Origin of the sequence: Streptomyces sp. NBC_01515 (assembly GCF_045040345.1) — a bacterium.
Classification (GTDB): Bacteria; Actinomycetota; Actinomycetes; order Streptomycetales; family Streptomycetaceae; genus Streptomyces.
In genome coordinates, this window is record NZ_CP109416.1 from 3,590,875 (window position 1) to 3,613,834 (window position 22,960).

A 22,960-nucleotide genomic window follows, 5' to 3' on the forward strand; every position below is an offset into this window, starting at 1 on the left:
TCCGACCGCGCGCCGGAGTGAGCGCCGGTCGACAGCCGGTGACCCCACCGCCACCAGCCCGGGACCCCGGCCCCCGCTTCGAACTCCCCGGTTCATCGCGCCCCCGACACCCCGCAGGGCACCCGCGCCTACCGCCCCACCAGCGTGTAAGTCTCGTCTCACCTGCATGAAAGCGCCCCCGTGCGCCCCTCCCGAGCGGGCGTGCGGCCTTATTGTCTAAACGTCAAACGCCCTTAAGGAGCTCTCATGACCGCGCCCGTCGTCCACTCGCTGCGCGAACAGATCCGCGAGCACATCGTGGAGGGGATCGTGAGCGGCCGCTGGAAGCCGGGCGAGCGGATCGTGGAGCGGCGGATCGCGACCGAGCTGGAGGTCAGCCAGACGCCGGTGCGGGAGGCGCTGCGCGAGCTGGAGTCGCTGCGGCTGATCGAGTCCGCGCCGAACAAGGGCGTACGCGTCCGGAACCTGACCGCGGCCGACCTGGAGGAGAGCTACCCGGTACGGGCCGGCCTGGAGGCCATCGCGGCGGAGCTGGCGGCCGGGAAGCTGGCCGAGGACTGCTCGGCGCTCGAACCGCATGTCGCCGCGCTCTACGAGGCCGACCGCGACGCGGACGGCACCGGCCAGGTGCGGCACACCGTCGGCTTCCACCGCGAACTGGTCCGCGCCGCCGGCAACTCCGTGCTGCTGCACACCTGGGAGGGCCTCGGCATCGAGGTGTTCACGGCGCTGTCGATCCGCTGGCTGGGGACGGTCCAGCAGTCGTACGCGGAGGAGCACGAGGAGCTGGTGGCCGCGTTCCGGCGCCGGGATCCGCGGATCGCGGAGCTGGTGAAGGCGCACGTTCTCGGCTGCGCCCCGCGCCCGTGACGCAGCCGAGCGCAGCCATGCTCACCTGCGAAAACTCCCCGGAAATCAGCCAAAATCACGGCACCCGGTGCCCCCACAAAAGGCACGCCGTGCCGACTTTCTCGTAATCAAGATATTTTGCCCGGGAACCTTTGATCGATCATCGATCAGGGAGTTACAGTCACCGACGGGCCACGCGGCGGAAGCCGCACCGTGTCACAGCACAAGGGCCCGCCGCCCTGTCCTGCCAAAGACCAAGGGCACCCCCCGAAATCCCCTTGCCGATGAGGGAACCCCCCTTCGACCGAGGAAGGCGGCGTTATGACCGACCCCTACGCCATCCAGCCGAGCGAGCTCGACCAGCTCCCGGACCGCGACCCCGAGGAGACCGCCGAATGGCAGGCCTCCCTGGACGCCGTCACGAAGGCTGCGGGCCCGCACCGTGCCGCGTACCTGATGCGCCGCACGCTGGAGCGCGCGGAGGGCAACGGCCTCGCGCTGCCCAAGCTGCTTGAGACGGACTACGTCAACACCATCCCGACCGCCGTCGAGCCGTCCGCGCCCGGCGACGAGGCGCTGGAGCGCCGGATCACCGCGTGGAACCGCTGGAACGCGGCGGCGATGGTGACCCGTGGCGCGAAACACGGCGTCGGCGGCCACATCGCGACCTTCGCGTCCGCGGCCTGGCTGTACGAGACCGGCTTCAACCACTTCTTCAAGGGCAAGGAATCCCAGGAGGCGCCCGGCTCGGGCGACCAGCTCTACATCCAGGGCCACGCCTCCCCCGGCATCTACGCCCGCGCCTTCCTCGACGGCCGCCTCACCGAGGCGCACCTCGACAACTTCCGCCAGGAGGCGGGCGGCAACGGCCTCCCGTCGTACCCGCACCCCCGCCGCCTGCCCTGGCTGTGGGAGTTCCCGACGGTGTCGATGGGCCTCGGCCCGCTGTCGGCGATCTACCAGGCGCGCTTCAACCGCTACCTCACCGCGCGCGGCATCAAGGACGTCTCCGAGTCCCACGTCTGGGCGTTCCTCGGCGACGGCGAGATGGACGAGCCCGAGTCGACGGCGGCACTCGCACTGGCTTCCCGCGAGGGCCTGGACAATCTCACCTTCGTCATCAACTGCAACCTCCAGCGCCTCGACGGCCCGGTCCGCGCGAACTTCAAGATCGTGCAGGAGCTGGAGGCCCAGTTCCGCGGCGCCGGCTGGAACGTCATCAAGTCCCTGTGGGGCAACGCCTGGGACGAGCTGTTCCGGCTCGACACCACGGGCGCGCTCGTACGCCGCCTGCGCGAGGTACCGGACGCCCAGGTGCAGACGTACCAGACGCGTGGCGCCGCCTACATCCGCGAGGACTTCTTCGGCAAGGACCCGGCGCTCGTCGAGCTGGCGAAGCTGCTGAGCGACGACAAGATCCTGGAGTGTTTCCACCTCTCCCGCGGTGGTCACGAGGCGAGCAAGGTGTACGCCGCGTACAAGGCGGCCGTAGAGCACAAGGGCGGACCGACGGTCATCCTGGCGCAGACGGTCAAGGGTCACACGCTTGGCGCGGGCTTCGCGTCGAAGAACGCCAACCACCAGATGAAGAAGCTGTCGACGGACGAGTTCAAGCAGATGCGTGACCTGCTCGAACTCCCCATCAAGGACAGCGACTTCATCGACGGAGTCGTTCCGTACGGCCACCCCGGCGCCGACTCCCCCGAGGTCCGTTACCTCCAGGAGCGCCGCGCGGCCCTCGGCGGCCCGGCCCCTTCGCGTCGTACGCACGCGCTCGCTCCGCTGCCCTCCGCCGCCGACAAGACGTTCGCGTCCTTCGACAAGGGCTCGGGCAGCCAGAACGTGGCGACGACGATGGCGTTCGTACGGCTCGTCAAGGACCTGGTCCGCGACAAGGAGACCGGCAAGCGCTGGGTGCCGATCGTGCCCGACGAGGCACGCACCTTCGGCATGGAATCGCTCTTCCCGTCCCTCGGGATCTACTCCCCCAAGGGCCAGACGTACGAGCCGGTCGACCGCGACCAGCTCATGTACTACAAGGAAGCCAAGAACGGCCAGATCCTCAACGAGGGGATCACCGAGGCCGGTTCGATGGCGGACTTCATCGCCGCGTCGACGTCGTACGCGACGCACGGCGAAGCGATGATCCCCTTCTACATCTTCTACTCGATGTTCGGCTGGCAGCGCACGGCCGACCAGATGTGGCAGCTCGGTGACCAGCTCGGCCGCGGTTTCCTCGTCGGGGCGACGGCGGGCCGTACGACGCTGACGGGCGAGGGGTTGCAGCACGCGGACGGTCACTCGCCGGTGATCGCGGCGACGAACCCGGCCGCCCTGTCGTACGACCCGGCGTTCGCGTACGAGGTCGCGGCGATCGTGAAGGACGGCATCCGCCGGATGTACGGCGAGGCCGCCCCGGGCGAGGACTCGAACGTCTTCTACTACCTCACCGTCTACAACGAGCCGATCCCCCAGCCCGCCAAGCCGGCCGGCCTCGGCATCGACGAGGGCATCGTCAAGGGCCTGTACCGCTTCAACACGGCGGAATCGGCTGGACTTTCGCCGGCTGCCAACGCGGCGCGGATCCAGCTGCTCGGGTCCGGTACGGCGATTCACTGGACGCTGAAGGCGCAGCGGTTGCTCGCGGAGGAGTGGGGGGTGGCGGCTGACGTGTGGTCGGCCACGTCCTGGACCGAGCTGCGGCGGGATGCGTTGGACGCGGACGCGGCGTTGCTGCGGGGCGAGGAGCGAGTTCCGTACGTGCGGCAGGCGCTGCAGGGTGCCGAGGGTCCGGTGCTCGCGGTGTCCGACTACATGCGCCAGGTCCCCGACCAGATCGCGCAGTGGGTCGAGCAGGACTGGTCCTCGCTGGGTGCGGACGGCTTCGGCCTGTCGGACACGCGGGATGCGGCCCGTCGTTACTTCGGCGTGGACGCGGAGTCGATCGTGGTCGCGGCGCTGGCGCAGCTGGCGCGGCGTGGGGAAGTGAAGGCTACGGCGGTCAAGGAGGCACGGGAGCGGTACGGCCTGTAGGGACTGTTTCTCGCCCCCGCCGCCCCTACCCGTCCCATCCTTCTGGGGCTCCGCCCCAGACCCCGCTCCTCAAACGCCGGAGAGGCTGAAAATCAGCCTCTCCGGCGTTTGGCCTTTCAGCCCGTCCGGCGTTTGAGGACGAGGCCGTTCAGGCCGAAGCGGGGGGCTGGGGGCGGCAGCCCCCAGGGATGGGACGGGTAGGGGCGGCGGGGGCGGGATCCCTCATCATGAAGGCATGCGTGCTGCCCGTCTCATCAAAATGGTGCTGCTGCTTCAGTCCCGGCCCTCGATGACCGCCGCTGAGCTGGCCCGCGAGCTGGAAGTCTCCGAGCGGACCGTCACCCGGGACGCGCAGGCACTGTCGGAGGCGGGGGTCCCGGTGTACGCGGACCGAGGGCGGGCCGGCGGGTATCGGCTCGTCGGCGGGTACCGGACCCGGCTGACCGGGCTGGGCCGGAGCGAGGCGGAGGCGCTGTTCCTGAGCGGGGTCCCGGGCGCGTTGCGCGAGATGGGGTTGGAGGACGCGGCCTCGGCAGCCCGTCTGAAGGTGTCCGCGGCCCTGATGCCCTCCCTGTCCGATGCCTCGCACGCGGCGGCCCAGCGGTTCCACCTCGACGCCCCTGGCTGGTTCACCGAGCCCAAGACACCCGAACTGCTCCCCGCCGTAGCGGACGCGGTGTGGGACGACCGGAGGATGGTCGCGCGGTACCGGCGCGCGGACTCCGACGTCGAACGGGAACTGGAGCCGTACGGACTCGTCCTCAAGGCGGGTGTCTGGTACCTGTGCGCGCGGGTCGCCGCCGACCCCGATTCCTACCGGGTGTACCGCATCGACCGGTTCACAGCGGTGGAGCCGGGCGCCGAACGCTTCGTACGGGACCCGGATTTCGATCTTCCGGCGTTCTGGGAGGAACGGGCGGAGCAGTTCGCGAGGTCGATCCTGCGGGCGGAGGTGGTGGTGCGGCTGTCGGCGGACGGCGCGCGGAGACTGCCCTACGCCGTCGATCCGGTCGCCGCGCGGGAGGCGCTGGACGCCGCGGGCGAGCCGGACCCCGACGACGGGTGGGTGACGGTGACCCTCCCGGTGGAGTCCGAGGAGGTCGCCCACAGCCAGCTCGCGGGACTCGGCCCGGACGTGGAGGTACTGACTCCGGAGAGCCTGCGGGCACGTTTCACGAGCGACGCGCTACGGCTGACCAGTCTGTACCACCGCCCATAACGATCTGCCCCGCTCCAGGTGACAATCCGCTGCACTCCACGTGCGCACCACCCCTCCAGGCCCGATGCTTGACCCGTGATGGACGAGACGGAGTTCTGGGAGTTGGTGGACGCCACCCGCGAGGCCGCCGAGGGCGACCCCGAGGAGCAGGCCGACCTGCTCGTCGACCGGCTTCTGCTGCTGGACCCGGAGCTGGTCCTGGACTTCGCCCGGCATTTCGAGGCCCGTTACAACCGCGCGTACACCTGGGATCTGTGGGGTGCCGCGTGGGTGCTGCTGGGCGGGGCGAGCGACGACGCGTTCGACTACTTCCGGTGCTGGCTGATCGGCCAGGGCCGTGAGGTGTACGAGGGTGCCGTGCACGACCCCGACTCGCTGGCCGACCTCATCGACGACTTCGACGAGGAGATCGACGGCGACGGTGAGGAACTGGGGTACGCGGCGGACGAGGCGTACGAACAGCTCACCGGTGCCGTCGCCCCCGACCTGGGGATTCCCCCGGCACCCGCGGAGCCGCTGGGCGCGCGGCTCGACCTGGAGAACGAGGCCGTGCTGGCGGAACGGTTCCCGAAGCTGCGGGAAAGGTTCCAGGAGGAGTGAGCACGAGTGAGTGGGGTACGGCGATGGTGCCCTGTCCGTCGTCAGACCAGATCCCAGTGAGGTCACCGTGGCTCGAATACCGTACCCGGAGCGTTCCGCCGAGGCCGTGGACGCGCTTCCCACTCCGCTGAACGCGTTCCGCATGCTCTCCCACGCCCCTGATCTGACAGGTCCGGCCATCGAGTTGGCCATGGGCGTGCTCGGGTCGTCGATACCGGTGCGGTTGCGCGAGCTGGTGGTGGTGTCGGTGGCGGCCCAGACGGACTGCGCCTACGGGATCGTTCAGCACCGCCCGATCGCGCTCCACGCGGGGGTCACCGCCGACCAGTTGGCGGCGGTCGTCGAACTCCGGCGCGAGGAGGGCGAGTTCGACGAGGTCGAGTCGGCGCTGCTGACGGCGACGGAGGAGCTGCTGAGCCAACACACGCTCGCGGACGCCACGTTGGGCACACTCCGCAAGCATCTGACCGACCGTCAGGTGGTCGAGCTGATCACGACGGTCGGGTACTACACGATGCTCGCCGGTCTCCTGAACGGCCTGGGCGTGGACATCGATCCGGTGGGCGAGAAGTACCTGGGCCTGGGCCGGAGTTAGGACCTGTCCCGCTTCCTCTGATTCCTCCGCTTTCCCGTAACGACGGGTCGACCCACGTGTCACAGCGGTGTCCTGATGCCACTGAGGTCAGAACAACTGCCCGGCCGCGCCCCTCCTATGGAGCGACAACACCCGCTCGGTCCACCCCTCGGAGGGGTCATGTTCCCGATAGTTCGCCCGCGTTCCATGATTCTGCTCGGTGCCGCCCTCATCGTCGTACTGATCGGCGCGACGGTCGGCACCATGCTGCTGGTCGGAGAACAGGCCGAGGGCAAGGAACTCAACGACCCGGATCCGCAGGCGGTCAGTACGGTCACCGTCTGCTCGGACGTGAAGGTCCACGCGTGGGTCACGATGAACGTCGGGACGGTCGCCAAGCCCGACGACAAGTTCGTCGACTACGACGTCGACGCCACCCGGCACGACCACGACCCCTTCGGCCGCACCCTGGCCAAGGGCTGCAACAGCGCCGCCGGAGCCTTCAACTCCCGGCTGCAGTTCAGAGCCCCCGGCCTGAACAAGGGCCGCCCCCTCTATGTGACCGCGCCGGCCGACCGCCGCCACGTCCTGGTCCTCCGCCTCACGCAGCACGCGGACGGCACGGTCACCAGCACCCAGGAACTGGTCGCCGCACGCTGACGGCCGCGGCTGCCTACGCGGTGGTCCGGCGCCGGGTCGAGTCCGTGGAGATGTAGGCCTGCGTCTGGTCGGCCCGTACCGCGTGGTGCATCGGGGCCGCGTTGGCCTGGTCGAGCGCGGAGGCCGTGACGGCGGCCGGGCCGAGGATCACGGTCGCGACCGCGCAGACCACCGCCCAGGGGCCGCGGGCGGACTTGGCCCAACCGGCCGACTTCTCCGTGGTGTTGGTGTGACTGCTGTTCATTTTCCCCACCTCCAGTCAGTGCGTGTGCATGACGATAGGGAGCTTGTCTCGGGGGACCCGGTGAGTTGCCTGCGAGAAACCTGTGAGCGTACGGCGGCCGTGGTCAGGCGCGCAGCGCCGCCCGCACGAGGGCGATGCCGTTGAGCGACACGGGGGTTGGACCCGGTGTCGAAGGCGTCGCCGGGACCAGTCCCGCGCAGCGGCGGCAGATGCCCGTACGAACGCCTCGCGGCAACGGGTCACGGCACTCCCCGCACTCCACCAGGGTCTCAACCGGCTTGCGTGGAGGGGTGATTGCCGGAGTCCGCGCTTCCAGGCGGTACTGGACAAGGGCGGCCGGGGAGCGCACGGGGTGCGGCAGGTCGGCGGTGAGGGCCTGGTACAGGTCGGCCTCGCTCGCCCCGCGCGCCTGCCAGCGGGCGACGAGGGGCACGAGCCGTTCGATCTCACCGGCGCCGAGACGCAGGGCGGGGGTGCGGTCGCCGAGCCGGGCCAGGAAGTTCGCGGCGCCGGTCTCCAACTCGCCTGGCGGCGCGGGCTGGTTGGGGGTGTTTTCCTCGGTGTTCTCGCCCAAGGGGTATGCGCCGACAGCCTGGTCCGCCCCTGCCCCGACCGGCGGGTCCTGGCCACCCGGATCACTCGCATCAGGAGAGGGGCGTACGGTCCCGAACGCGGCGGCGATCTCCTCCGGCGTCGTCAACGCCACGTTGGATACGAGCACTTGGGTGGACCACTGGCCGGTCTCGGGGTTCTGGCTGCGCCGGGTGTGGAGGTAACCCTCTTCCTCCAGCTGCCGCCGCGCCTTGCGGACCGCGAGACGGCCTTCCGGCATCTTCTCGCCGATGGACTGCACGGTCTCCCTCGAACCCTCGGGGAGGGACAGCGCCCACTGGAGGAGACGAACGGCGGTCCCGTTGAGACGGGGATGCCGGATGATCTCGTTCGGGGTCTGGGAGAAGAAGCGGGCAGGCGGGATAGCATGCTGCAGCATCGCGGTGGACTCCAGATTCCACTCGTCGGTGTAGGCCCTCAGATTGGTGTTGGCGCACCGCTGAGGGCCGCTCCGTGTTGGCGCACGGAGGGTGAGGACGTGACTACTTTAGCGCCGACCTTGCGGCCAAGTTTACGAAAATCATCCACTCGTCCAGCGAAAACACCCCTTGCCGGACCCTGCCGGGGGGACCCTCTCCGTGAAGATGTGACACTTCGGGGCGGAGTGTCACATTTCTGTGGCCTACCTCCTGGGGCAGGGCGTGAGTCACTTCCCGCTGGCGAAGCCCACGAACGCCGCCCACTCGCCCAACGAAAACGCCAGCGTGGAACCGGACTTGGCCTTCGAGTCACGGATGTGGACCGTGGGTCGGGCTGATTCCAGGGCGACTTCGAGGCATTCGCCGCCCTCCGCGCCGCTGTACGACGACTTCCGCCATTCCAGGGCGACTTCGAGGCAGTCACCGCCCTGGCTACCGCTGTAGCTGGACTTGAACCAATTCAGGTCGGCGGTCATAGCTCCCCTGCCATCTGTTCGATCAACTTCGCGGAGTCACCTGGGGTCAGGGCCTGCGTCCGGATCATGCCATACCGCGTGAGCAGGACACTGACCTCGTCTCGGTCGTCCACCAGGCGCCCGTTTCCCTGTGCCTCAAGCCACGCGACCCACTGCCGTTTGGGCGTTTCCAGGAGGGTCATCGGGCCGTCCACTCCAGCATGCGCCTCATACAGCATCGGCATGACCTGGAGGGACACGTTGCGCCTGGCGCCGAGTTCCAGCAACCACTCCAACTGCCGCTTGAGGACCGCCACTCCGCCGACTGGGCGCCGTAGAACCCACTCCTCGATCACCAGCGCAATCGAAGCAGCGGGGGTGCGAGACAGAAGTGCCTGCCGGGAGAGCCGTGCATCCAGCCTGCGTTCGATCTCCGCGTCCTCCAACATCGGGAATCGTGCGTCGAGCACGGCACGCGTGTACTCCTCTGTCTGCACGAGACCATGCACGAGGTGTGTGTTGTATGTGCAGAGGCTGACCGCCTCGGCCTCACGGTCCGCGTACTCACCGAACCACGACGGGTGCAGGTTCCGTTCCAGATGCTCCGCCGCGGATTCGATAGTCGTCCGCTGCCCCAGAAACTCCGCCGCCCGGGCGATGAACCGCGCACTCGGCATCCGTTCCCCGCGCTCGACCATCGCCACCTGCGAGGCCGAGTAGCCCACAGCTACCCCGAGTTGCTCCCGCGTGCGCCCCAGTTCCTCCCGAAGCGACCGTGTCACCGCACCGAACATCCGCATGCTCGGCGACCCTTCGCCACCCTCCTGCACAACCAACCCCCTTGCCTGCACACTTCACTGTGTGCTGCTGTCAGCCCTGTTCAGGCTAGCCACACATCACCCACCGTGAGGGCATGCACACGCAATCGCCCCCTGAAGTGGTGCTCCAACTCCTCGCGGAACCAGAGGGGTTCGCCGCCGCACGCCAAGCCGTCCGGGAGCAGCTCACCGCCTGGGGGTACCCCGAACTCGCCGACGGCGCGACGCTCTGCGTGACGGAGATGCTCGCCAACGTCCACCGCCACGTGAAGTCCCCGGCGTGCGAACTGCGCCTCCGTACCCTCCCGGAAGGCGGGGTTCGGGTGGCCGTCGCCGATCGTTCGCCCGAACTGCCCGTCTGGTACACCGAACCCGACTGGGATACGGAGAGCGGACGGGGCATCTTCCTGATCGCGTCCGTGGCGAGCCAGTGGGGTGTCACGCCCAGGCAGGGCCGACGCGGCAAACAGGTGTGGGCGGAGTTCACAGCAGTGAAGTCTTGACCCGCCCGGTGAACCCCGGCTTACGGTGGCCGCCGCCGAACAGGAGCGTCGCGCCCATGACCAGCCCGTACGTGAAGGGGATCACCCGCGAGGAACACCTCGGCCATCTCCGGCTGCACCCGGACGCGAGCCATCTCCAGATCCCCGAGTGGGCCGACGTGAAGCCCGACTGGACGGCGGAGAGCGTCGGTTGGTTCGAGGGGGACGCGCTGGTCGCCGTAGCGCTCGTGCTGTACCGGGCGTTCCCCGGCACCGGGCGCTGTCTCGCCTACCTCCCCGACGGCCCCGCGATCGACTGGCACAGCCAGCGCCCGGAACGGTACCTGGACCCCCTGATCGCACACCTGGAGAAGGAGGGCGCGTTCTCGGTCCGTATCGGCCCACCGCTCGTCGTCCGGCACTGGGACGCGGCCACCGTCGCGGCGGGCGTCGCCGACCCCTCCGTACGGCATCTGCGGGATCTGCCCACGGACGGCATCGACGGCTACGCGCTGGACACGGCGGAACGGCTCCGGCACCTCGGCTGGCGGCGGTGCAAGGAGGAGGACGGCAGCGGGTTCGGCCTCGGCCAGCCGCGCTACGGCTGCCAAATCCCCCTGACCGGGCGGTCGGTGAACGAACTGCGCGCCGCCCTCTCCACCCACTGGTTGCAGTCGCTGCAGACGGCAGAAGCCGGCGGGGTCGGAGTCTTCTGGGGTTCGGCCGACGACCTGCCCGCGTTCCACCGCCTGTACCGGGCCACTGCGGAACGGGACGGCTTCAAGCCCCGCCCCCTGGACTACTTCCGGCGCATGTGGCAGGCGCTGAACGCCGAAGAATCCGACCGCCTACGCATCTACCTCGCCGAGTACGACGACGAGGTCCTGTCCTCCGCCCTGATGATCAGCACCGGCCCCCGCGTCTGGCACTCCTACCCCGCCTCCGGCCGCCGCGGCCGCGAACTCCGCCCCAGCAGCCTGTTGTTGTGGCGGATGCTGTGCGAGGCCTTGGACTCGGGCGCGGAGACGTACGACCTCCGCTCCATCACCCCGTCCCTGATAGCCGACGACCGCCTCGTCGGCCGCCTCCTCTTCAAGACCGGCGCGGGCGGCCGAGCAGTGGAGTACCTAGGCGAATGGGAACGCCCGGTGGGGAGTCAAGGGAAGGTCCTGCAACGGGCGTTGAGCGTCTACCTGGCCCGCAGGTAGACGGGCGGGCGAAGCCCCGCCCTTCAGGGGCGCGGGGAACTGCGCGACCAGCCCCCACCGGGCCCGCACCCGACACTCAACCCTCAACGCCCCTGCAACCGCGCAGCCGACTCCCGCACTTCCGGAAGCCGAGCCAACAACGCCGCCCCCGGGCAACTCGTCATGTACCCGTCCTTGTGCCCCGCCAGGGCAGGCAGCACCGCCGTCGCACCGCTGGCATACCGGCTGAGGCTGTTGCTGGACACGAGCCGCGCCTTCGCCCGCGGATCCACATCCGCGAGCCCCAGCTTCCAAGCGGCCAGCGCGGCGATCGCATCGGTCATCACCTTCGGCACCGCCATCCCCGCCGTGAACGTCCCGATCGCCGCGATCCCCGCCGTACGGTGGTTGAACCCCTGCGTGTGCGCCCCGGTGACGGCCCGGTCGACACCCCCCGCCCGCCCCTCGTAGATCGTCCCGCAGTGGTCGACGAGGAAGTTGTACCCGATGTCGTCCCAGTCCCGGACCCCGGTCTGGCCGGCGTACAGGTAGCGGATGATGCGGGGCGCGTCCGCGCAGTCGTACCCGTTCGGCGAGTCCGTGTGGTGGACGAAGACGGCGACGACCTTGTCGTCGTAGCGCGGCGGCGGCTGCGCGTGCCGGGAGAGGGCGTCCAGCCAGGCCGAGCGCGGCACGATGCGCGGCTTGGGCGCGGTGTGCGCGAGGGCGGCGAGCCGGGCCGCGACGGGTGGCCGTACGGCGGCGGTCGTGGCCCTGCGCCCGATGCCGTTCGCGCACAGGGCCAGCACCAGGACGGCGGCGAGACCGGGCAGGCAGGCCAGCAGAACGACCGCCGCGCGGGGTATTCGTACCCGCGGCCGTCGTCTTCGTGCACCCGGCGTTCTTCTCAGGACACGCATGGTCACACTCTCGGCCGGAAACACTCAGCCCGCGATGTGTGCTGTGCCACCCGGTGGAACCATCGTCCTGGTCCGGCACGTTTCTGGGGGTACACGCACGCGTGGTGGGTTGGGTTCACGGGGGCCACGCGCGCGTAACTGATCAGTGGGCCCGTTCCTCGCGTACTAAGGGTTCCGAGAGAAAGGCGGCTCCGTGGACCTGCTCGACCTGCTGTTGTTGCTGGTGATCCTCGCCTACGCGGCGTCCGGCTACCGGCGCGGCCTCGTCGCCGGATGTGTGTCGCTCGCCGGGTTCGTGGGCGGTGCGGTCATCGGCGTGTGGGTGCTGCCGTGGGTGATGGACCTGGTGACTCCGGGGACGACGACGGCGACGGTGACCGCCGTGCTCACGGTGCTGACCCCGGCGGTGGTCGGGCACGAACTGGCGGGGCGGCTCGCGCTGAAGCTGCGCAAGGAGCTGGACCAGGGGCCGCTGCGGGTGGCCGACGGGATCGGCGGGGCCGCGGCGAACTCGGTGGCGGTGATGATCGTCGCGTGGGTGGCCGCGAGCGTGCTGGGCGCGTCCTCGTCCGCGACGGTCACGACGGCGATCCAGGACTCGAAGCTGCTGGGCAGCGTGCAGAAGCTGATGCCGGACACGACGCCGACATGGTTCTCGCGGGCCACCTCCGCGCTCACCGAGGCGGGCTTCCCGCAGGTCTTCAACCCGTTCGAGAACGAGTCGACGGCCGAGGTCGCCAAGCCCACCGGCGACAGCGTCACCACCGCCGCGACGAACGCCGCCAAGCTGAGCACGGTCAAGATCGAGGGTTCCTCGGGCACCCAGGGCCGCGAGGGCAGCGGCTTCGTGTACGCCCCGCAGCACGTGATGACCAACGCGCACGTGGTGGCGGGCATCGACGACCCGACCGTCCGCATCGGCGGGGTCGGGCGGTCGTACGAGGCACGGGTGGTCCTCTTCGACCCGCAGAAGGATGTCGCCGTGCTGTACGTGCCGGGGCTGTCCGCGCCCGTGCTGAGCTTCGACGACAGCGCGGCCCGCGGCGACTCGGCGGTGGTCGCCGGCTATCCCCAGGACGGTGACCTGAACCTCCAGGCCGCGACCGTCGCCAACCGCGTGAACGCGACCGGCCAGAACATCTACAGCAACGGGACGGTCACCCGCGAGATCTACTCGATCCGCTCCACGGTCCGCCCCGGCAACTCCGGCGGCCCCCTCCTGACGACCGGCGGCAAGGTCTACGGCGTCGTCTTCGCCCGCTCCACCTCGGACAACGAGACGGGGTACGTGCTGACGGCCGACGAGGTCTCCGGGGACGCGCGACGGGCGGCGACCGCGACGGCCCAGGTCGACACGGGCAACCTGGTCACGTCGTAGGCACAACAGGTCACAGCGCGCGGCCCATGAAGACGTCGTCGACGTACTTCCCGTCGAGCAGGAACTCCTCGGGCAGTACGCCCTCGACGGCGAAGCCCTCGGCCTCGTAGAGCTTCCGGGCCGGGGTGTTGTGCCCGAGCACGCGCAACGTGAGCCGGCGTGCGCCCCTGCGCCGTGCCTCCTCGACGGCGGCCCGGATCAACGCCCGGCCGACCCCGTGCCCGCGCGCCTCGTCGGCGACGGCGAGCCCCTGGATCTGCCGGACGTGGGCGTTGCAGGCCAGCTCGGTGGGAAAGGCCAGCCTGATGTAGCCGACGATCCGGCGGTCCAGTTCGGCGACCAGATGGTCGTCGGGCGCGTGCCGGGCGTCGAAGAAGGGGGCGTACGGCGGCTGCGGGCGGGGCATGACCGCGTGCAGGTGGGACCAGGTTGCGCGGTCCAGTGCGCCGAGTTCCTCGTCGTCGTCGGGCAGGGCTGTGCGTATGTTCGGCTCGGACATGTGGGCCAGGGTACGGCGGGGTCGGCGCGGTCCTCATGGGGGTTTTATGGATCAACGAGGCAGGATGGGCGCCATGGAACGCTCGCGAATCGCGGTGACCGGCGCCTCCGGTCTCATCGGCAGCGCACTGGTCCGGTCCCTGACCGCCGACGGGCACGAGGTGGTGCGCCTGGTACGGCACGGCGCCCGGGGCGCGGACGAGGTGTGCTGGGACCCCGAGGGGCAGTACGTGGACGCGGCCGGGCTCGACGGCTGCGACGCCGTGGTCAACCTGGCCGGTGCCGGGGTCGGCGACCACCGCTGGACGGACGCCTACAAGAAGACCGTCCGCGACAGCCGCGTGCTCGGCACGGCGGCCCTCGCGGAGGCCGTCGCCGCGCTGGACCGGCCGCCGCGGGTGTGGGTGAACGGCAGCGCGATCGGCTTCTACGGAGAGACCGGCGACCGTGCCGTGGATGAATCGGCGCCTCCTGGGGACGGCTTTCTGCCGTCGCTGTGCGTGGAGTGGGAGGAGGCCACCGCACCCGTGCGGGAGGCGGGCGTACGGACGGTGTTCGCGCGGACCGGGCTGGTCGTGGCGCGCGAGGGCGGGGCGTGGGCCAAGCTGTTCCCCCTCTACAAGGCGGGCCTGGGCGGGCGGTTCGGCGACGGGCGGCAGTACTGGTCGTTCGTCGCGCTGCACGACGAGGTGGCGGCGATCCGGCATCTCATCGACACGGACGGGCTGTCCGGCCCCTTCAATCTCACCGCGCCGAACCCGGTGACGAACCGTGAGATCGCGGCGGCGATGGGGCGTGTGCTGAGCCGCCCGTCCCTCTTCACGGTGCCGGCGCCCGCGCTAAAGCTGGTCCTCGGCGAGATGTCGGGGGATGTGCTGGGGAGTCAACGGGTGCTGCCGAAGCGGCTGTTGGAGTCGGGGTTCACGTTCGCGTTCCCGGAGATCGAGGGGGCGATCCGGGCGGCGCTGTGAACGCCTGAGACCTCGGGGCGTCCGATGATGCCCGATGATGACGCTCGGCGACCGTATGCGACCGCCGTGCGACCGTGCCCTGCGTATGCGCGACTGCCCTTGACCGATCACGGCCCTAACCTCGACCCGAACTCGGGTATCCCTGGAGGCTGTTGGGGGCATGACGACTCCACCGGCCGCGCAACCTCTAGGAGGGGCACGTGCTTGAGCCCGCGTACCAGGCGGACGTCGTCGTCGTGGGAGCCGGGGTCGCCGGACTCGCCGCGGCGCATCGGCTGATCAGCGCAGGAGTAACGACCGCAGTCCTGGAGGCCGCCCCTTACGTGGGGGGCCGTATGTCGACCGAGAAGGTCGACGGGTTCCGGCTCGACCGGATCGGACAGTTCCTGTCCACCTCGTACCCCGAACTGCGCCTGACCCCGGGCCTCGACGCCCTGGTGCTGCGCCCCTTCGCCCCCGGGGTCCTCCTCCACAGCGACGGCCGCCACCACCACGCGGGCACCCCGGCGCCCGGAGGGAGCGCACGGGGCGCATTCCACGCCGTACGCGCCCTGGCGAGCGCCCCCAGGTCGGGGACGGGACGGAAGGGTCCTCTGTGGAACGGACCGGCGACGCGAGGCCGGGCCGGCTTCTCGTGGGGCGGGCCGGTGGCAAGGGGCCGCGGGGGCGCCTCCTGGGCCGCGGCGGCACCCGGGGGCGGGGCGGCACTTGGGGACCGTACGTCAGGTGCCTCCGGGGACGGGGCCGGACCGGACCAGGCCGCGGCCCGGGGCGCGCTCAGGGGCCGGGCGGGTTCTTCCTGGGGCGGTCCGGCGCTCAGGGACCGAGCAGGGTCCACCTGGAACGGTCTCGCGCCCAAGGGCCGAACAGGTCCCTCCTGGAGCGCGCTCACACCCCGCAACCGCGCGGACTCCTCCTGGGGCGGCCCCGCGCTCAAGGACCGGTCCGCGGCGGTCACCCCGGGTTCCTCGACCGTGCCCAGGCCCCGCTCCACCGCCCCCCTCGGCGGCCCCGTCGACCAGGCTCGGCTCGGCACCGCGCTGACGCGGCTCGCGGGCACGCCGGTCGAACGCCTGCTGTCCCGGCCCGAGTTGGCGGCCGGGCAGGCGCTCGCGGCACGCGGGGTGCCCGCGCGGACCATCGACGGGTTTCTGCGCCCCCTGCTCGCCGCGCTGCTGTGCGACCCGGAGTTGACGACCTCCAGCCGGTGCGCCGACCTCGCGCTGCGGGCCTTCGCGGGCGGGCGGCTGTGTCTGCCGGAGGGGGGCGCGGAGATGCTGCCCGAGGTGCTCGCCGCCGCGCTGCCGCCGGGCACCGTGCACACCGGCGTGCGCGTGACGGCCGTATCGACGACGTCGGTGACCACCGCCGAGCACGGCGAGATCCGCTGCCGGGCGGTGCTGGTCGCGACGGACGCGCGCGCGGCGGCCGAACTCCTGCCCGGCCTGCGCGTACCGGACTTCCACCCGGTGACGGTGGTCCACCACACGACCGACGACCCGCCCACGACCGGCGCCGCCCTCCTCCTGGACTCCGACCGCGGCGGCCCGGTCGCCCACACCGCGATCATCAGCGAGGTCGACCCGAGCCGCGCACCGGCCGGCCGCGCCCTCGTCTCCTCAACGGTCCTCGGCCCTCCCCCACCGGACGTCGAGACCGCCGTACGCATGCATCTGTCCCGCCTCTACGGCACCTCGACCACCCGCTGGGAAACCCTCGCCGTCCACCACACCCCCACGGCGGTCCCCGTCATGCGCCCACCGCACGATCTACGGCGCCCCGTACGCCTGTTGGCCGGCCTGTACGTCTGCGGCGACCACCGGGACACGAGCACGGTCCAGGGCGCCCTGCACTCCGGCCACCGGGCGTCGTCGGCGATCCTGGCGGACCTGGGCGCGGCAGGTTCGATGCACATGGCCGACCCTCTGCCAACAACCCAGGCCGCCTGAATTCCCTTAGGGGCGCGGGGAACTGCGCGGCCGGCCACGACGGCGCCGCGCAGTCCCCAACTCACAGCCACCCATGCCTCACCCGAACGCGGCGACCTTGTCGCGATACCCCCGCACCGGCGCCGCGTCCTTGTACGGCTCAAGCCGCCGCTCGAAGTCCCGCACGTACTCGACCGCCCGAACCGACCGCATCTCCACGGCCTGCCCCGCCGCCTCCGCCCCCAACGCACACGCCTGGTCAAGCTCACCGAGCCCAAGCCGGGCGGAGGCAAGGACAACCCGGCAGAACAGCCGACTTCGGGCGAACGCGGGCGCCCGCAACTGCAACGACCGCTCCGCGTGCTGCGCAGCCGCCCGGAACTGCTGCAGATCCCGATGCGCGTGCCCGAACTCGTCGGCGAGCTGCGCCTCGTCGAAGAACCGCGCCCAGTAAGGCACTTCGTCCCCCGCCCGCGCCGTCTCAAGGGCGCGCTCGGCCCGCACGAGCGCCGACGTGCACGCCCGCACCTCCCCCAGCACCCCGTGCGCCCGCGCCTCCACGGAGTGCAGCAACGACTGCACGACGGGCGGCGCGCTGGTCCCGACCCCCTGCTGGGCGACCCGCGCGAGCTGTACGGCCTCGCGTCCGTGCCCGAGGTAGACGGCCTGCCGGCTCATGGTCATGAGCACGTACGAGCCGTAGGCCCGGTCCCCGGCGGCCTGCGAGAGCCGCAGCGCCTGCACGAAGTACCGCTGCGCGAGCCCGTGCGCGGCGATGTCGTACGACGTCCAGCCCGCGAGCCGGGTGAGGTCGGCCGCCGCGGCGAACAGGCGCCGGCCGGTCTGCTCGCCGTAGGTGCCGCGCAGCATCGGCTCGGTCTCGTGCTCCAGGTAGCGCACGAGCGCCTGCCGGGCGTGGCCGCCGCCGTAGGCGTTGTCGAGGGTGCGGAAGAGTTCGCCGACCGAGCGGAGCGCGGAGATGTCGCCGCCGGTGACCTTCTGGCCGGGGCCGCGCTCGCCCTGGCCGCGCTGGCGGGGTACGGCGGGGCGGCCCTGCGGGGGCACCCGGTTCGCGGGTTCGGCGCGGCCCACGCGGTCGTCGGCGCGGCCGATGAGCCAGTCCCGGCTGGGCACCACGAGCCCGGCCGGGGTGAAGGCGATCTTGCGGAGTTCGGCGTGGCTGCCGGAGTCCTTGCGCCACAGCCCGCTGACGATGTCGACGGCCTCCTCGGGGGTCGCGGCGAATTCGAGCCCGGCGTACACCGGCGCGCAGGCGTCGAGCCCGAGGTCCTGGGCGGTGAGCCGGCGGCCGAGCCGGCGGGTGAAGACCTCGGCGATGAGGGCGGGCGTGGTGCCTCTGGGCTGCTGTCCGCGCAGCCACCGGGTGACGGATGTCTTGTCGTATCTGAGATCGAGTCCGTGCTCCAGACCGAGCTGGTCCACGCGACGGGCGAGACCTGCGTTGGAGAACCCCGCTTCTGCGATGAGCGCGGCGAGCTGACGGTTGGGAGTGCGCTGCGCGGGTCGTTCCGTCATCTGCGGTGCGGTCTCCTGCCTTTCGGGCCCCAGCAGGGGCCGATGCGGCCACTGCCTGCCCGGATTGCCTGTGAGCAGCCCTTTTGGCCTCGTGAACGGCGCGAATGTAGCGGAGCGTAAGCATCCCGTCGCACATTCCGACGTGCATTCATCCGATCGTGTGAGGATTGGTCGTAGGGCTGACGGTCCCGGCCGCCCGGTGGGCTGTCAGCGGTCGGTCGTACAGTGGCGTAGGCATGTTTCGTGCCTTACGACTCATAGGTGCTGCTGAGGAGGCGCTTGCCGTGGGTGAGTTGCGGTTCGTCCGGATGGGCTTCGGCGCGGAGGCCGTCGAGTACCAGGAGGCGTGGGACGAGCAGCGCCGGGTGCACGCGGCCCGCTTCGCGGACGAGGTCCCCGACACCGTGCTGCTCCTGGAGCACCCGCCGGTCTACACGGCGGGCCGCCGCACGCAGGACAACGAGCGCCCGCTGGACGGCACCCCGGTCATCGACGTGGACCGCGGCGGCAAGATCACCTGGCACGGCCCGGGCCAGCTGGTCGGCTACCCGATCCAGCAGCTGCCCCGCCCGGTGGACGTCGTCGCGCACGTACGACGCCTGGAGGAGGCGCTGATCCGGGTGTGCGCGGAGTTCGGCGTGGAGACCAGCCGGGTCGAGGGCCGCAGCGGGGTCTGGATCCTCGGTGACCCGGTCGATCAACGTCCGTCGATCGGCGGCCTGTCCCTGGACTTCGACCCCCGTCTGCAGGACGAGGAGTTCGACCCGCGGATGAACGGCCCGGAGTACGCGCCGTCGAACGCCGGCCAGCGCCGCGAGGACCGCAAGATCGCCGCGATCGGCATCCGCGTCGCCAAGGGCGTCACGATGCACGGCTTCGCGCTGAACGTGAACCCGGACAACCGCTGGTTCGACCGCATCATCCCGTGCGGGATCCGCGACGCGGGGGTCGCCTCGCTCGCCGCCGAGCTGGGCCGGGACGTGACGATCGGTGAGGTGCTGCCGGTGGTCGAGCGGCACCTGAAGGACGTACTGGAGCACGCGGACCTGAAGCCCCGGGAGATCGAGAAGGCGACCGCCTGACCCGGGAATGTGACTTTGCGCTCTGAGGTTGGCCTCAAGGCGGGGGTCGGAAATCACGGGCGTACCCTGGTGTACGCCGAAGAATCGAAGCTACAGGGAGCCGATGTGTCCGCAGTCGCACCCGACGGACGCAAGATGCTGCGCCTGGAGGTCCGGAACGCCCAGACCCCCATCGAGCGCAAGCCCGAGTGGATCAAGACCCGGGCGAAAATGGGTCCCGAGTACACGAAGATGCAGGCGCTCGTGAAGAGCGAGGGTCTGCACACGGTCTGCCAGGAAGCCGGCTGCCCCAACATCTACGAGTGCTGGGAGGACCGCGAGGCGACCTTCCTCATCGGCGGCGACCAGTGCACGCGGCGCTGCGACTTCTGCCAGATCGACACCGGCAAGCCCGAGGCCCTGGACCGCGACGAACCGCGCCGGGTCGGCGAGTCCGTCGTCACCATGGACCTGAACTACGCCACGATCACCGGCGTCGCCCGCGACGACCTGGAGGACGGCGGCGCCTGGCTGTACGCCGAGACGGTCCGCCAGATCCACCAGCAGACGGAGTCCCGCGAGGCCGGCCGCACCAAGGTCGAACTCCTCGCCCCCGACTTCAACGCGGTCCCGGAGCAGCTCGCCGAGGTCTTCTCCTCGCGCCCCGAGGTCTTCGCGCACAACGTCGAGACGGTCCCCCGCATCTTCAAGCGCATCCGCCCCGGCTTCCGCTACGACCGCTCGCTCAAGGTCATCACCGAGGCCCGCGACTACGGTCTCGTCACCAAGTCGAACCTGATCCTCGGCATGGGCGAGACCCGCGAGGAGGTCAGCGAGGCGCTGCGCCAACTGCACGAGGCGGGCTGCGAGTTGGTCACCATCACGCAGTACCTGCGGCCGTCCGTACGGCACCACCCCGTGGAGCGCTGGGTGAAGCCGCACGAGTTCGTGGAGCTGAAGGAGGAGGCCGACCAGATCGGCTTCTCCGGCGTCATGTCCGGCCCGCTGGTGCGCTCGTCGTACCGCGCCGGGCGCCTCTACCAGATGGCGATCGAGAAGCGGGGCGCGTATGTGGCCTCGCAGGCGGTGTGACCCGCCCGGTCCCAGTCCGGCTACGGCTGTGTGAATTCGCGCACAAGTGGCTACTCACGGGTAGCACCGCGCTAGGACGCGGTCCTGACCGTCCTCCCAGTTGAGGGCGTCCATCAGGGCCGCGTCAGCGTTTGGGCCCCACGCATCAAGGCTTCATTGGCGTTTGACCGGTCGGTCACGCCCTGGTAACACCAAACAGTGACACTGGGTTTACAGCACGTAGACCCATACCCAGAGCCGTTCCGAGGGGGGACCTCCACGATGCAGGCCGCGCCCGTCCGTGCCACCGCCATCCCGTCCGTCACCGACGCCCTGCGCGCGGTCGAGTCGCTGCTGCTGAGCAGCGGCCAGCGCACCGCCCGCCGCAACGCGTGGACCTCCGTCCTGGAGGACCGCCGCCGCGCCAAGGACCGGGTCGAGGCACAGCTCGTCATCGAGCAGGCCCTGATCTCGCACTCCTGAAGCCCCACGCGCCGAATCTCCACCCTGCGGGCACCGCCGTCGTCGGCGCTCCCGCGGGCACGTAGACTTCCTCGCATGGCGAGGAAGGACACGACAGCGGAAAACGCTGCGAACCCCGGGCGACTCAAGCAGATCGCTCTGACGTACAAGATGACGCGCAAGGCCGACAAGACGATCGGTCTTGTACTCGCGGCTGTCGGAATTGCCACCTTCGGTGTCTTCCTCGCGATCGGCTTCTTGCTCGGTCACCCCATCTATCTGGGCATTCTCGGCCTGCTGCTCGCCTTCCTCGCGGCGGCGATCGTCTTCGGACGACGCGCCGAGCGGGCGGCGTTCGGGCAGATGGAGGGCCAGCCGGGCGCGGCCGCGGCGGTACTGGACAACATCGGCCGGGGCTGGACGACGACTCCGGCGGTGGCGATGAACCGCAGCCAGGACGTGGTGCACCGCGCGGTCGGCAAGGCCGGCATCGTCCTGGTCGCCGAGGGCAACCCGAACCGGGTGAAGTCCCTGCTGGCCGCCGAGAAGAAGAAGATGAACCGCATCGTCGCGGACGTCCCGGTGCACGACGTGATGGTCGGCACGGGCGAGGGCCAGATCCCGTTGAAGAAGGTCCGCACGACGATGCTGAAGCTCCCGCGCGTCCTGACCGGCCCGCAGGTGACAGCGACCAACGACCGCCTGCGCGCGATGGGCGACCTGATGAGCAACATGCCACTCCCCAAGGGCCCGATGCCGAAGGGCATGAAGCTGCCCAAGGGCGGCGGCGGCAAGGCCCGCTGACACCTCCGTATTTCGACTCCTACGACGTTGGGGGCACCCGGATCACTCCGGGTGCCCCCAACGTCGTAGGACCGCTACTAGCGGCTTGCCGTCCTCTCCGGCTTGGCAGTCCCCAGCACGTCTCATACACACGTAGTGGGCCGGGCGCCCTCAGACGGACGCCCGGCCCACTCGATCCCGCCTGCCTGTCGGCGGGCCGTCCTCTAACCGAGCCGCCCCGCGGGCACGGCCGCGTCCCCGTGCCACTTCTTGTGCACCCACAGCCGCTCCCCGGCCAACTCCGTCTGCGCCCAGGTGCCGGACAGGGTCCCGATCGCCGTGCCCTGCGGCAGCCGTGCGATGACCTTGGTCGGCTTCACGCCGCCGAACCGTCCGTACTCCAGCACCACGAGACCCCGGTCGGTCGCGAGCAGCACCCGCCGTGTCGTCAACAACGCGGCGATCACGGCCCCGGCCAGTGCGCCGAGCACACCCCCGAGCGCCCCGACCCCGCTCGACGCCCCCGCGGCAACGGCCACGGCCCGGACCCCGATCAGCCCCACCACGACAAACCCGACCTGCGCCCAGGGATTGATCCCACCCTGAGCCAACAAGACCCGCTCCACACGCTCACCGGGCTCCAGGAGCCCTTGCGAACGCTCAATAACGCTGGTCGATATCTTCGGTGTCATGAAGCGTCATCCAATCGATCAAATAAACGTCAATCCAGGAGCTCCGGCCGGAGGTATTTCCGGTCAGAGATCTGTATTCACTGGGCCGGACAACTGCCCAGCCGTCAGCTGAAGGGGAATTCTTCGGGAACTGTGACAAGACCCGCCTGCAACCGCACCGTCAGATCAATTCCCGACTTCCCTGCCGCATCAAGTGCCCGCTTCACCCGCTGATCGGCTGCCGAATCGGATGTCATCACATGGATCCGCGAAGAACCATCCGGCAAATAAGTGAGGTGCGGCTCAACATAGACTGCAACATCACTCCCCAGCCACCACGACGTCTCTCGCGATGAAGCGCACTCCACTTTGGACAGTCCGTCCAGATCACCCAGAGCATCCAGCGCCTCACTCGCATGACCGTCACACAGCGCAGACCTCTGCCACCCGATGAGATCGATCCACATGGCGCTTGACTCGACTAGACGGTACACATCGGTATGCCACGGCAGAAATTCTCCCGCCCATG

The 22,960-nt window shown here is 70.2% G+C and carries 24 protein-coding genes and 1 pseudogene; 16 read left to right on the forward strand and 9 right to left on the reverse strand.

Annotated elements, in window-relative coordinates; genetic code table 11:
* Nucleotides 1–246: 246 nt before the first annotated feature.
* The 6 genes from OG407_RS15920 (at nt 247) to OG407_RS15945 (ending at nt 6,935) form a co-directional block, all read left to right on the forward strand.
* Nucleotides 247–870, forward strand: a complete 624-nt coding sequence (locus OG407_RS15920) for a GntR family transcriptional regulator (protein WP_327404646.1) — start codon at nt 247–249, stop codon at nt 868–870.
* Nucleotides 871–1,170: 300 nt separating this feature from the next.
* Entirely contained in the window at nt 1,171–3,882 is a 2,712-nt protein-coding gene (aceE, locus tag OG407_RS15925; RefSeq protein WP_405858618.1) for a pyruvate dehydrogenase (acetyl-transferring), homodimeric type, read from the forward strand.
* A gap of 235 nt (nt 3,883–4,117) precedes the next feature.
* Nucleotides 4,118–5,101: a helix-turn-helix transcriptional regulator gene (locus tag OG407_RS15930; protein ID WP_405858619.1), complete on the forward strand. Its 984-nt coding sequence runs from the start codon at nt 4,118–4,120 to the stop codon at nt 5,099–5,101.
* A gap of 78 nt (nt 5,102–5,179) precedes the next feature.
* Nucleotides 5,180–5,701: a DUF4240 domain-containing protein gene (locus OG407_RS15935; RefSeq protein WP_019065398.1), complete on the forward strand. Its 522-nt coding sequence runs from the start codon at nt 5,180–5,182 to the stop codon at nt 5,699–5,701.
* A 67-nt stretch (nt 5,702–5,768) separates the two neighbouring features.
* Nucleotides 5,769–6,296 carry a carboxymuconolactone decarboxylase family protein gene (locus OG407_RS15940; protein WP_405858621.1) on the forward strand — a complete coding sequence of 176 codons (528 nt, stop codon included), beginning with the start codon at nt 5,769–5,771 and terminating at the stop codon, nt 6,294–6,296.
* 159 nt (nt 6,297–6,455) lie between these two features.
* Complete coding sequence (locus tag OG407_RS15945) at nt 6,456–6,935, forward strand: hypothetical protein (protein WP_405858623.1); 480 nt, start codon at nt 6,456–6,458, stop codon at nt 6,933–6,935.
* A gap of 13 nt (nt 6,936–6,948) precedes the next feature.
* On the opposite strand, the gene OG407_RS15950 is transcribed toward OG407_RS15945, so the two are convergent.
* The 4 genes from OG407_RS15950 to OG407_RS15965 form a co-directional block, all read right to left on the reverse strand.
* Entirely contained in the window at nt 6,949–7,179 is a 231-nt protein-coding gene (locus tag OG407_RS15950) for a hypothetical protein (protein WP_405858625.1), read from the reverse strand.
* 103 nt (nt 7,180–7,282) lie between these two features.
* The gene (locus OG407_RS15955; protein ID WP_405858627.1) at nt 7,283–8,170 is read right to left on the reverse strand and encodes a hypothetical protein; all 888 of its coding nucleotides are present in this window, start codon (nt 8,168–8,170) and stop codon (nt 7,283–7,285) included.
* 267 nt (nt 8,171–8,437) lie between these two features.
* Complete coding sequence (locus tag OG407_RS15960) at nt 8,438–8,686, reverse strand: DUF397 domain-containing protein (protein ID WP_405858629.1); 249 nt, start codon at nt 8,684–8,686, stop codon at nt 8,438–8,440.
* Complete coding sequence (locus OG407_RS15965; protein WP_405858631.1) at nt 8,683–9,465, reverse strand: helix-turn-helix transcriptional regulator; 783 nt, start codon at nt 9,463–9,465, stop codon at nt 8,683–8,685. Before OG407_RS15965 ends, OG407_RS15960 begins: the two co-directional genes overlap by 4 nt.
* 113 nt (nt 9,466–9,578) lie before the next feature.
* Here OG407_RS15965 and OG407_RS15970 point away from each other — a divergent pair, with 113 nt between their 5' ends.
* Nucleotides 9,579–9,986 (forward strand): ATP-binding protein, encoded by a 408-nt coding sequence (locus OG407_RS15970; protein ID WP_405858633.1) that lies wholly within the window; start codon nt 9,579–9,581, stop codon nt 9,984–9,986.
* A gap of 56 nt (nt 9,987–10,042) precedes the next feature.
* Complete coding sequence (locus OG407_RS15975) at nt 10,043–11,173, forward strand: lipid II:glycine glycyltransferase FemX (protein ID WP_405858635.1); 1,131 nt, start codon at nt 10,043–10,045, stop codon at nt 11,171–11,173.
* An 83-nt stretch (nt 11,174–11,256) separates the two neighbouring features.
* Here OG407_RS15975 and OG407_RS15980 read toward each other — a convergent pair whose 3' ends face one another.
* The gene (locus OG407_RS15980) at nt 11,257–12,072 is read right to left on the reverse strand and encodes a peptidoglycan recognition protein (RefSeq protein ID WP_405858636.1); all 816 of its coding nucleotides are present in this window, start codon (nt 12,070–12,072) and stop codon (nt 11,257–11,259) included.
* Between the two features lie 193 nt (nt 12,073–12,265).
* Between OG407_RS15980 and OG407_RS15985 the strand changes: the two genes are divergently transcribed.
* Nucleotides 12,266–13,450: a MarP family serine protease gene (locus OG407_RS15985; protein ID WP_405858638.1), complete on the forward strand. Its 1,185-nt coding sequence runs from the start codon at nt 12,266–12,268 to the stop codon at nt 13,448–13,450.
* A gap of 10 nt (nt 13,451–13,460) precedes the next feature.
* Here OG407_RS15985 and OG407_RS15990 read toward each other — a convergent pair whose 3' ends face one another.
* Nucleotides 13,461–13,949 carry a GNAT family N-acetyltransferase gene (locus tag OG407_RS15990; protein WP_327404632.1) on the reverse strand — a complete coding sequence of 163 codons (489 nt, stop codon included), beginning with the start codon at nt 13,947–13,949 and terminating at the stop codon, nt 13,461–13,463.
* A gap of 73 nt (nt 13,950–14,022) precedes the next feature.
* Between OG407_RS15990 and OG407_RS15995 the strand changes: the two genes are divergently transcribed.
* The 3 genes and pseudogenes from OG407_RS15995 (at nt 14,023) to OG407_RS16005 (ending at nt 16,868) form a co-directional block, all read left to right on the forward strand.
* A complete protein-coding gene (locus OG407_RS15995) occupies nt 14,023–14,919 on the forward strand; it encodes a TIGR01777 family oxidoreductase (protein ID WP_405858641.1) in 897 nt (298 codons plus the stop codon).
* A 236-nt stretch (nt 14,920–15,155) separates the two neighbouring features.
* A pseudogene (locus OG407_RS16000) lies at nt 15,156–15,350 on the forward strand (FAD-dependent oxidoreductase); the annotation flags it as partial.
* 216 nt (nt 15,351–15,566) lie between these two features.
* The gene (locus tag OG407_RS16005; protein ID WP_405868434.1) at nt 15,567–16,868 is read left to right on the forward strand and encodes an FAD-dependent oxidoreductase; all 1,302 of its coding nucleotides are present in this window, start codon (nt 15,567–15,569) and stop codon (nt 16,866–16,868) included.
* A gap of 78 nt (nt 16,869–16,946) precedes the next feature.
* On the opposite strand, the gene OG407_RS16010 is transcribed toward OG407_RS16005, so the two are convergent.
* Entirely contained in the window at nt 16,947–18,383 is a 1,437-nt protein-coding gene (locus OG407_RS16010) for a regulator (protein ID WP_328683795.1), read from the reverse strand.
* 284 nt (nt 18,384–18,667) lie between these two features.
* On the opposite strand from OG407_RS16010, the gene lipB reads away from it, so the two are divergent.
* The 4 genes from lipB to OG407_RS16030 all read left to right on the forward strand — a co-directional run bounded on the left by lipB (nt 18,668) and on the right by OG407_RS16030 (nt 21,781).
* Nucleotides 18,668–19,465 carry a lipoyl(octanoyl) transferase LipB gene (gene lipB, locus OG407_RS16015; RefSeq protein WP_405858643.1) on the forward strand — a complete coding sequence of 266 codons (798 nt, stop codon included), beginning with the start codon at nt 18,668–18,670 and terminating at the stop codon, nt 19,463–19,465.
* A 105-nt stretch (nt 19,466–19,570) separates the two neighbouring features.
* Nucleotides 19,571–20,536 carry a lipoyl synthase gene (lipA, locus tag OG407_RS16020; protein WP_327404627.1) on the forward strand — a complete coding sequence of 322 codons (966 nt, stop codon included), beginning with the start codon at nt 19,571–19,573 and terminating at the stop codon, nt 20,534–20,536.
* 261 nt (nt 20,537–20,797) lie between these two features.
* The gene (locus OG407_RS16025; protein WP_327404626.1) at nt 20,798–20,998 is read left to right on the forward strand and encodes a hypothetical protein; all 201 of its coding nucleotides are present in this window, start codon (nt 20,798–20,800) and stop codon (nt 20,996–20,998) included.
* A 75-nt stretch (nt 20,999–21,073) separates the two neighbouring features.
* Nucleotides 21,074–21,781 (forward strand): DUF4191 domain-containing protein, encoded by a 708-nt coding sequence (locus OG407_RS16030; protein WP_043682242.1) that lies wholly within the window; start codon nt 21,074–21,076, stop codon nt 21,779–21,781.
* Between the two features lie 203 nt (nt 21,782–21,984).
* Here the strand turns inward: OG407_RS16030 and OG407_RS16035 are convergent, their stop codons facing one another.
* Entirely contained in the window at nt 21,985–22,374 is a 390-nt protein-coding gene (locus OG407_RS16035) for a hypothetical protein (RefSeq protein WP_405858646.1), read from the reverse strand.
* A 182-nt stretch (nt 22,375–22,556) separates the two neighbouring features.
* Nucleotides 22,557–22,898 (reverse strand): hypothetical protein, encoded by a 342-nt coding sequence (locus OG407_RS16040; protein ID WP_405858648.1) that lies wholly within the window; start codon nt 22,896–22,898, stop codon nt 22,557–22,559.
* Nucleotides 22,899–22,960: the final 62 nt, after the last annotated feature.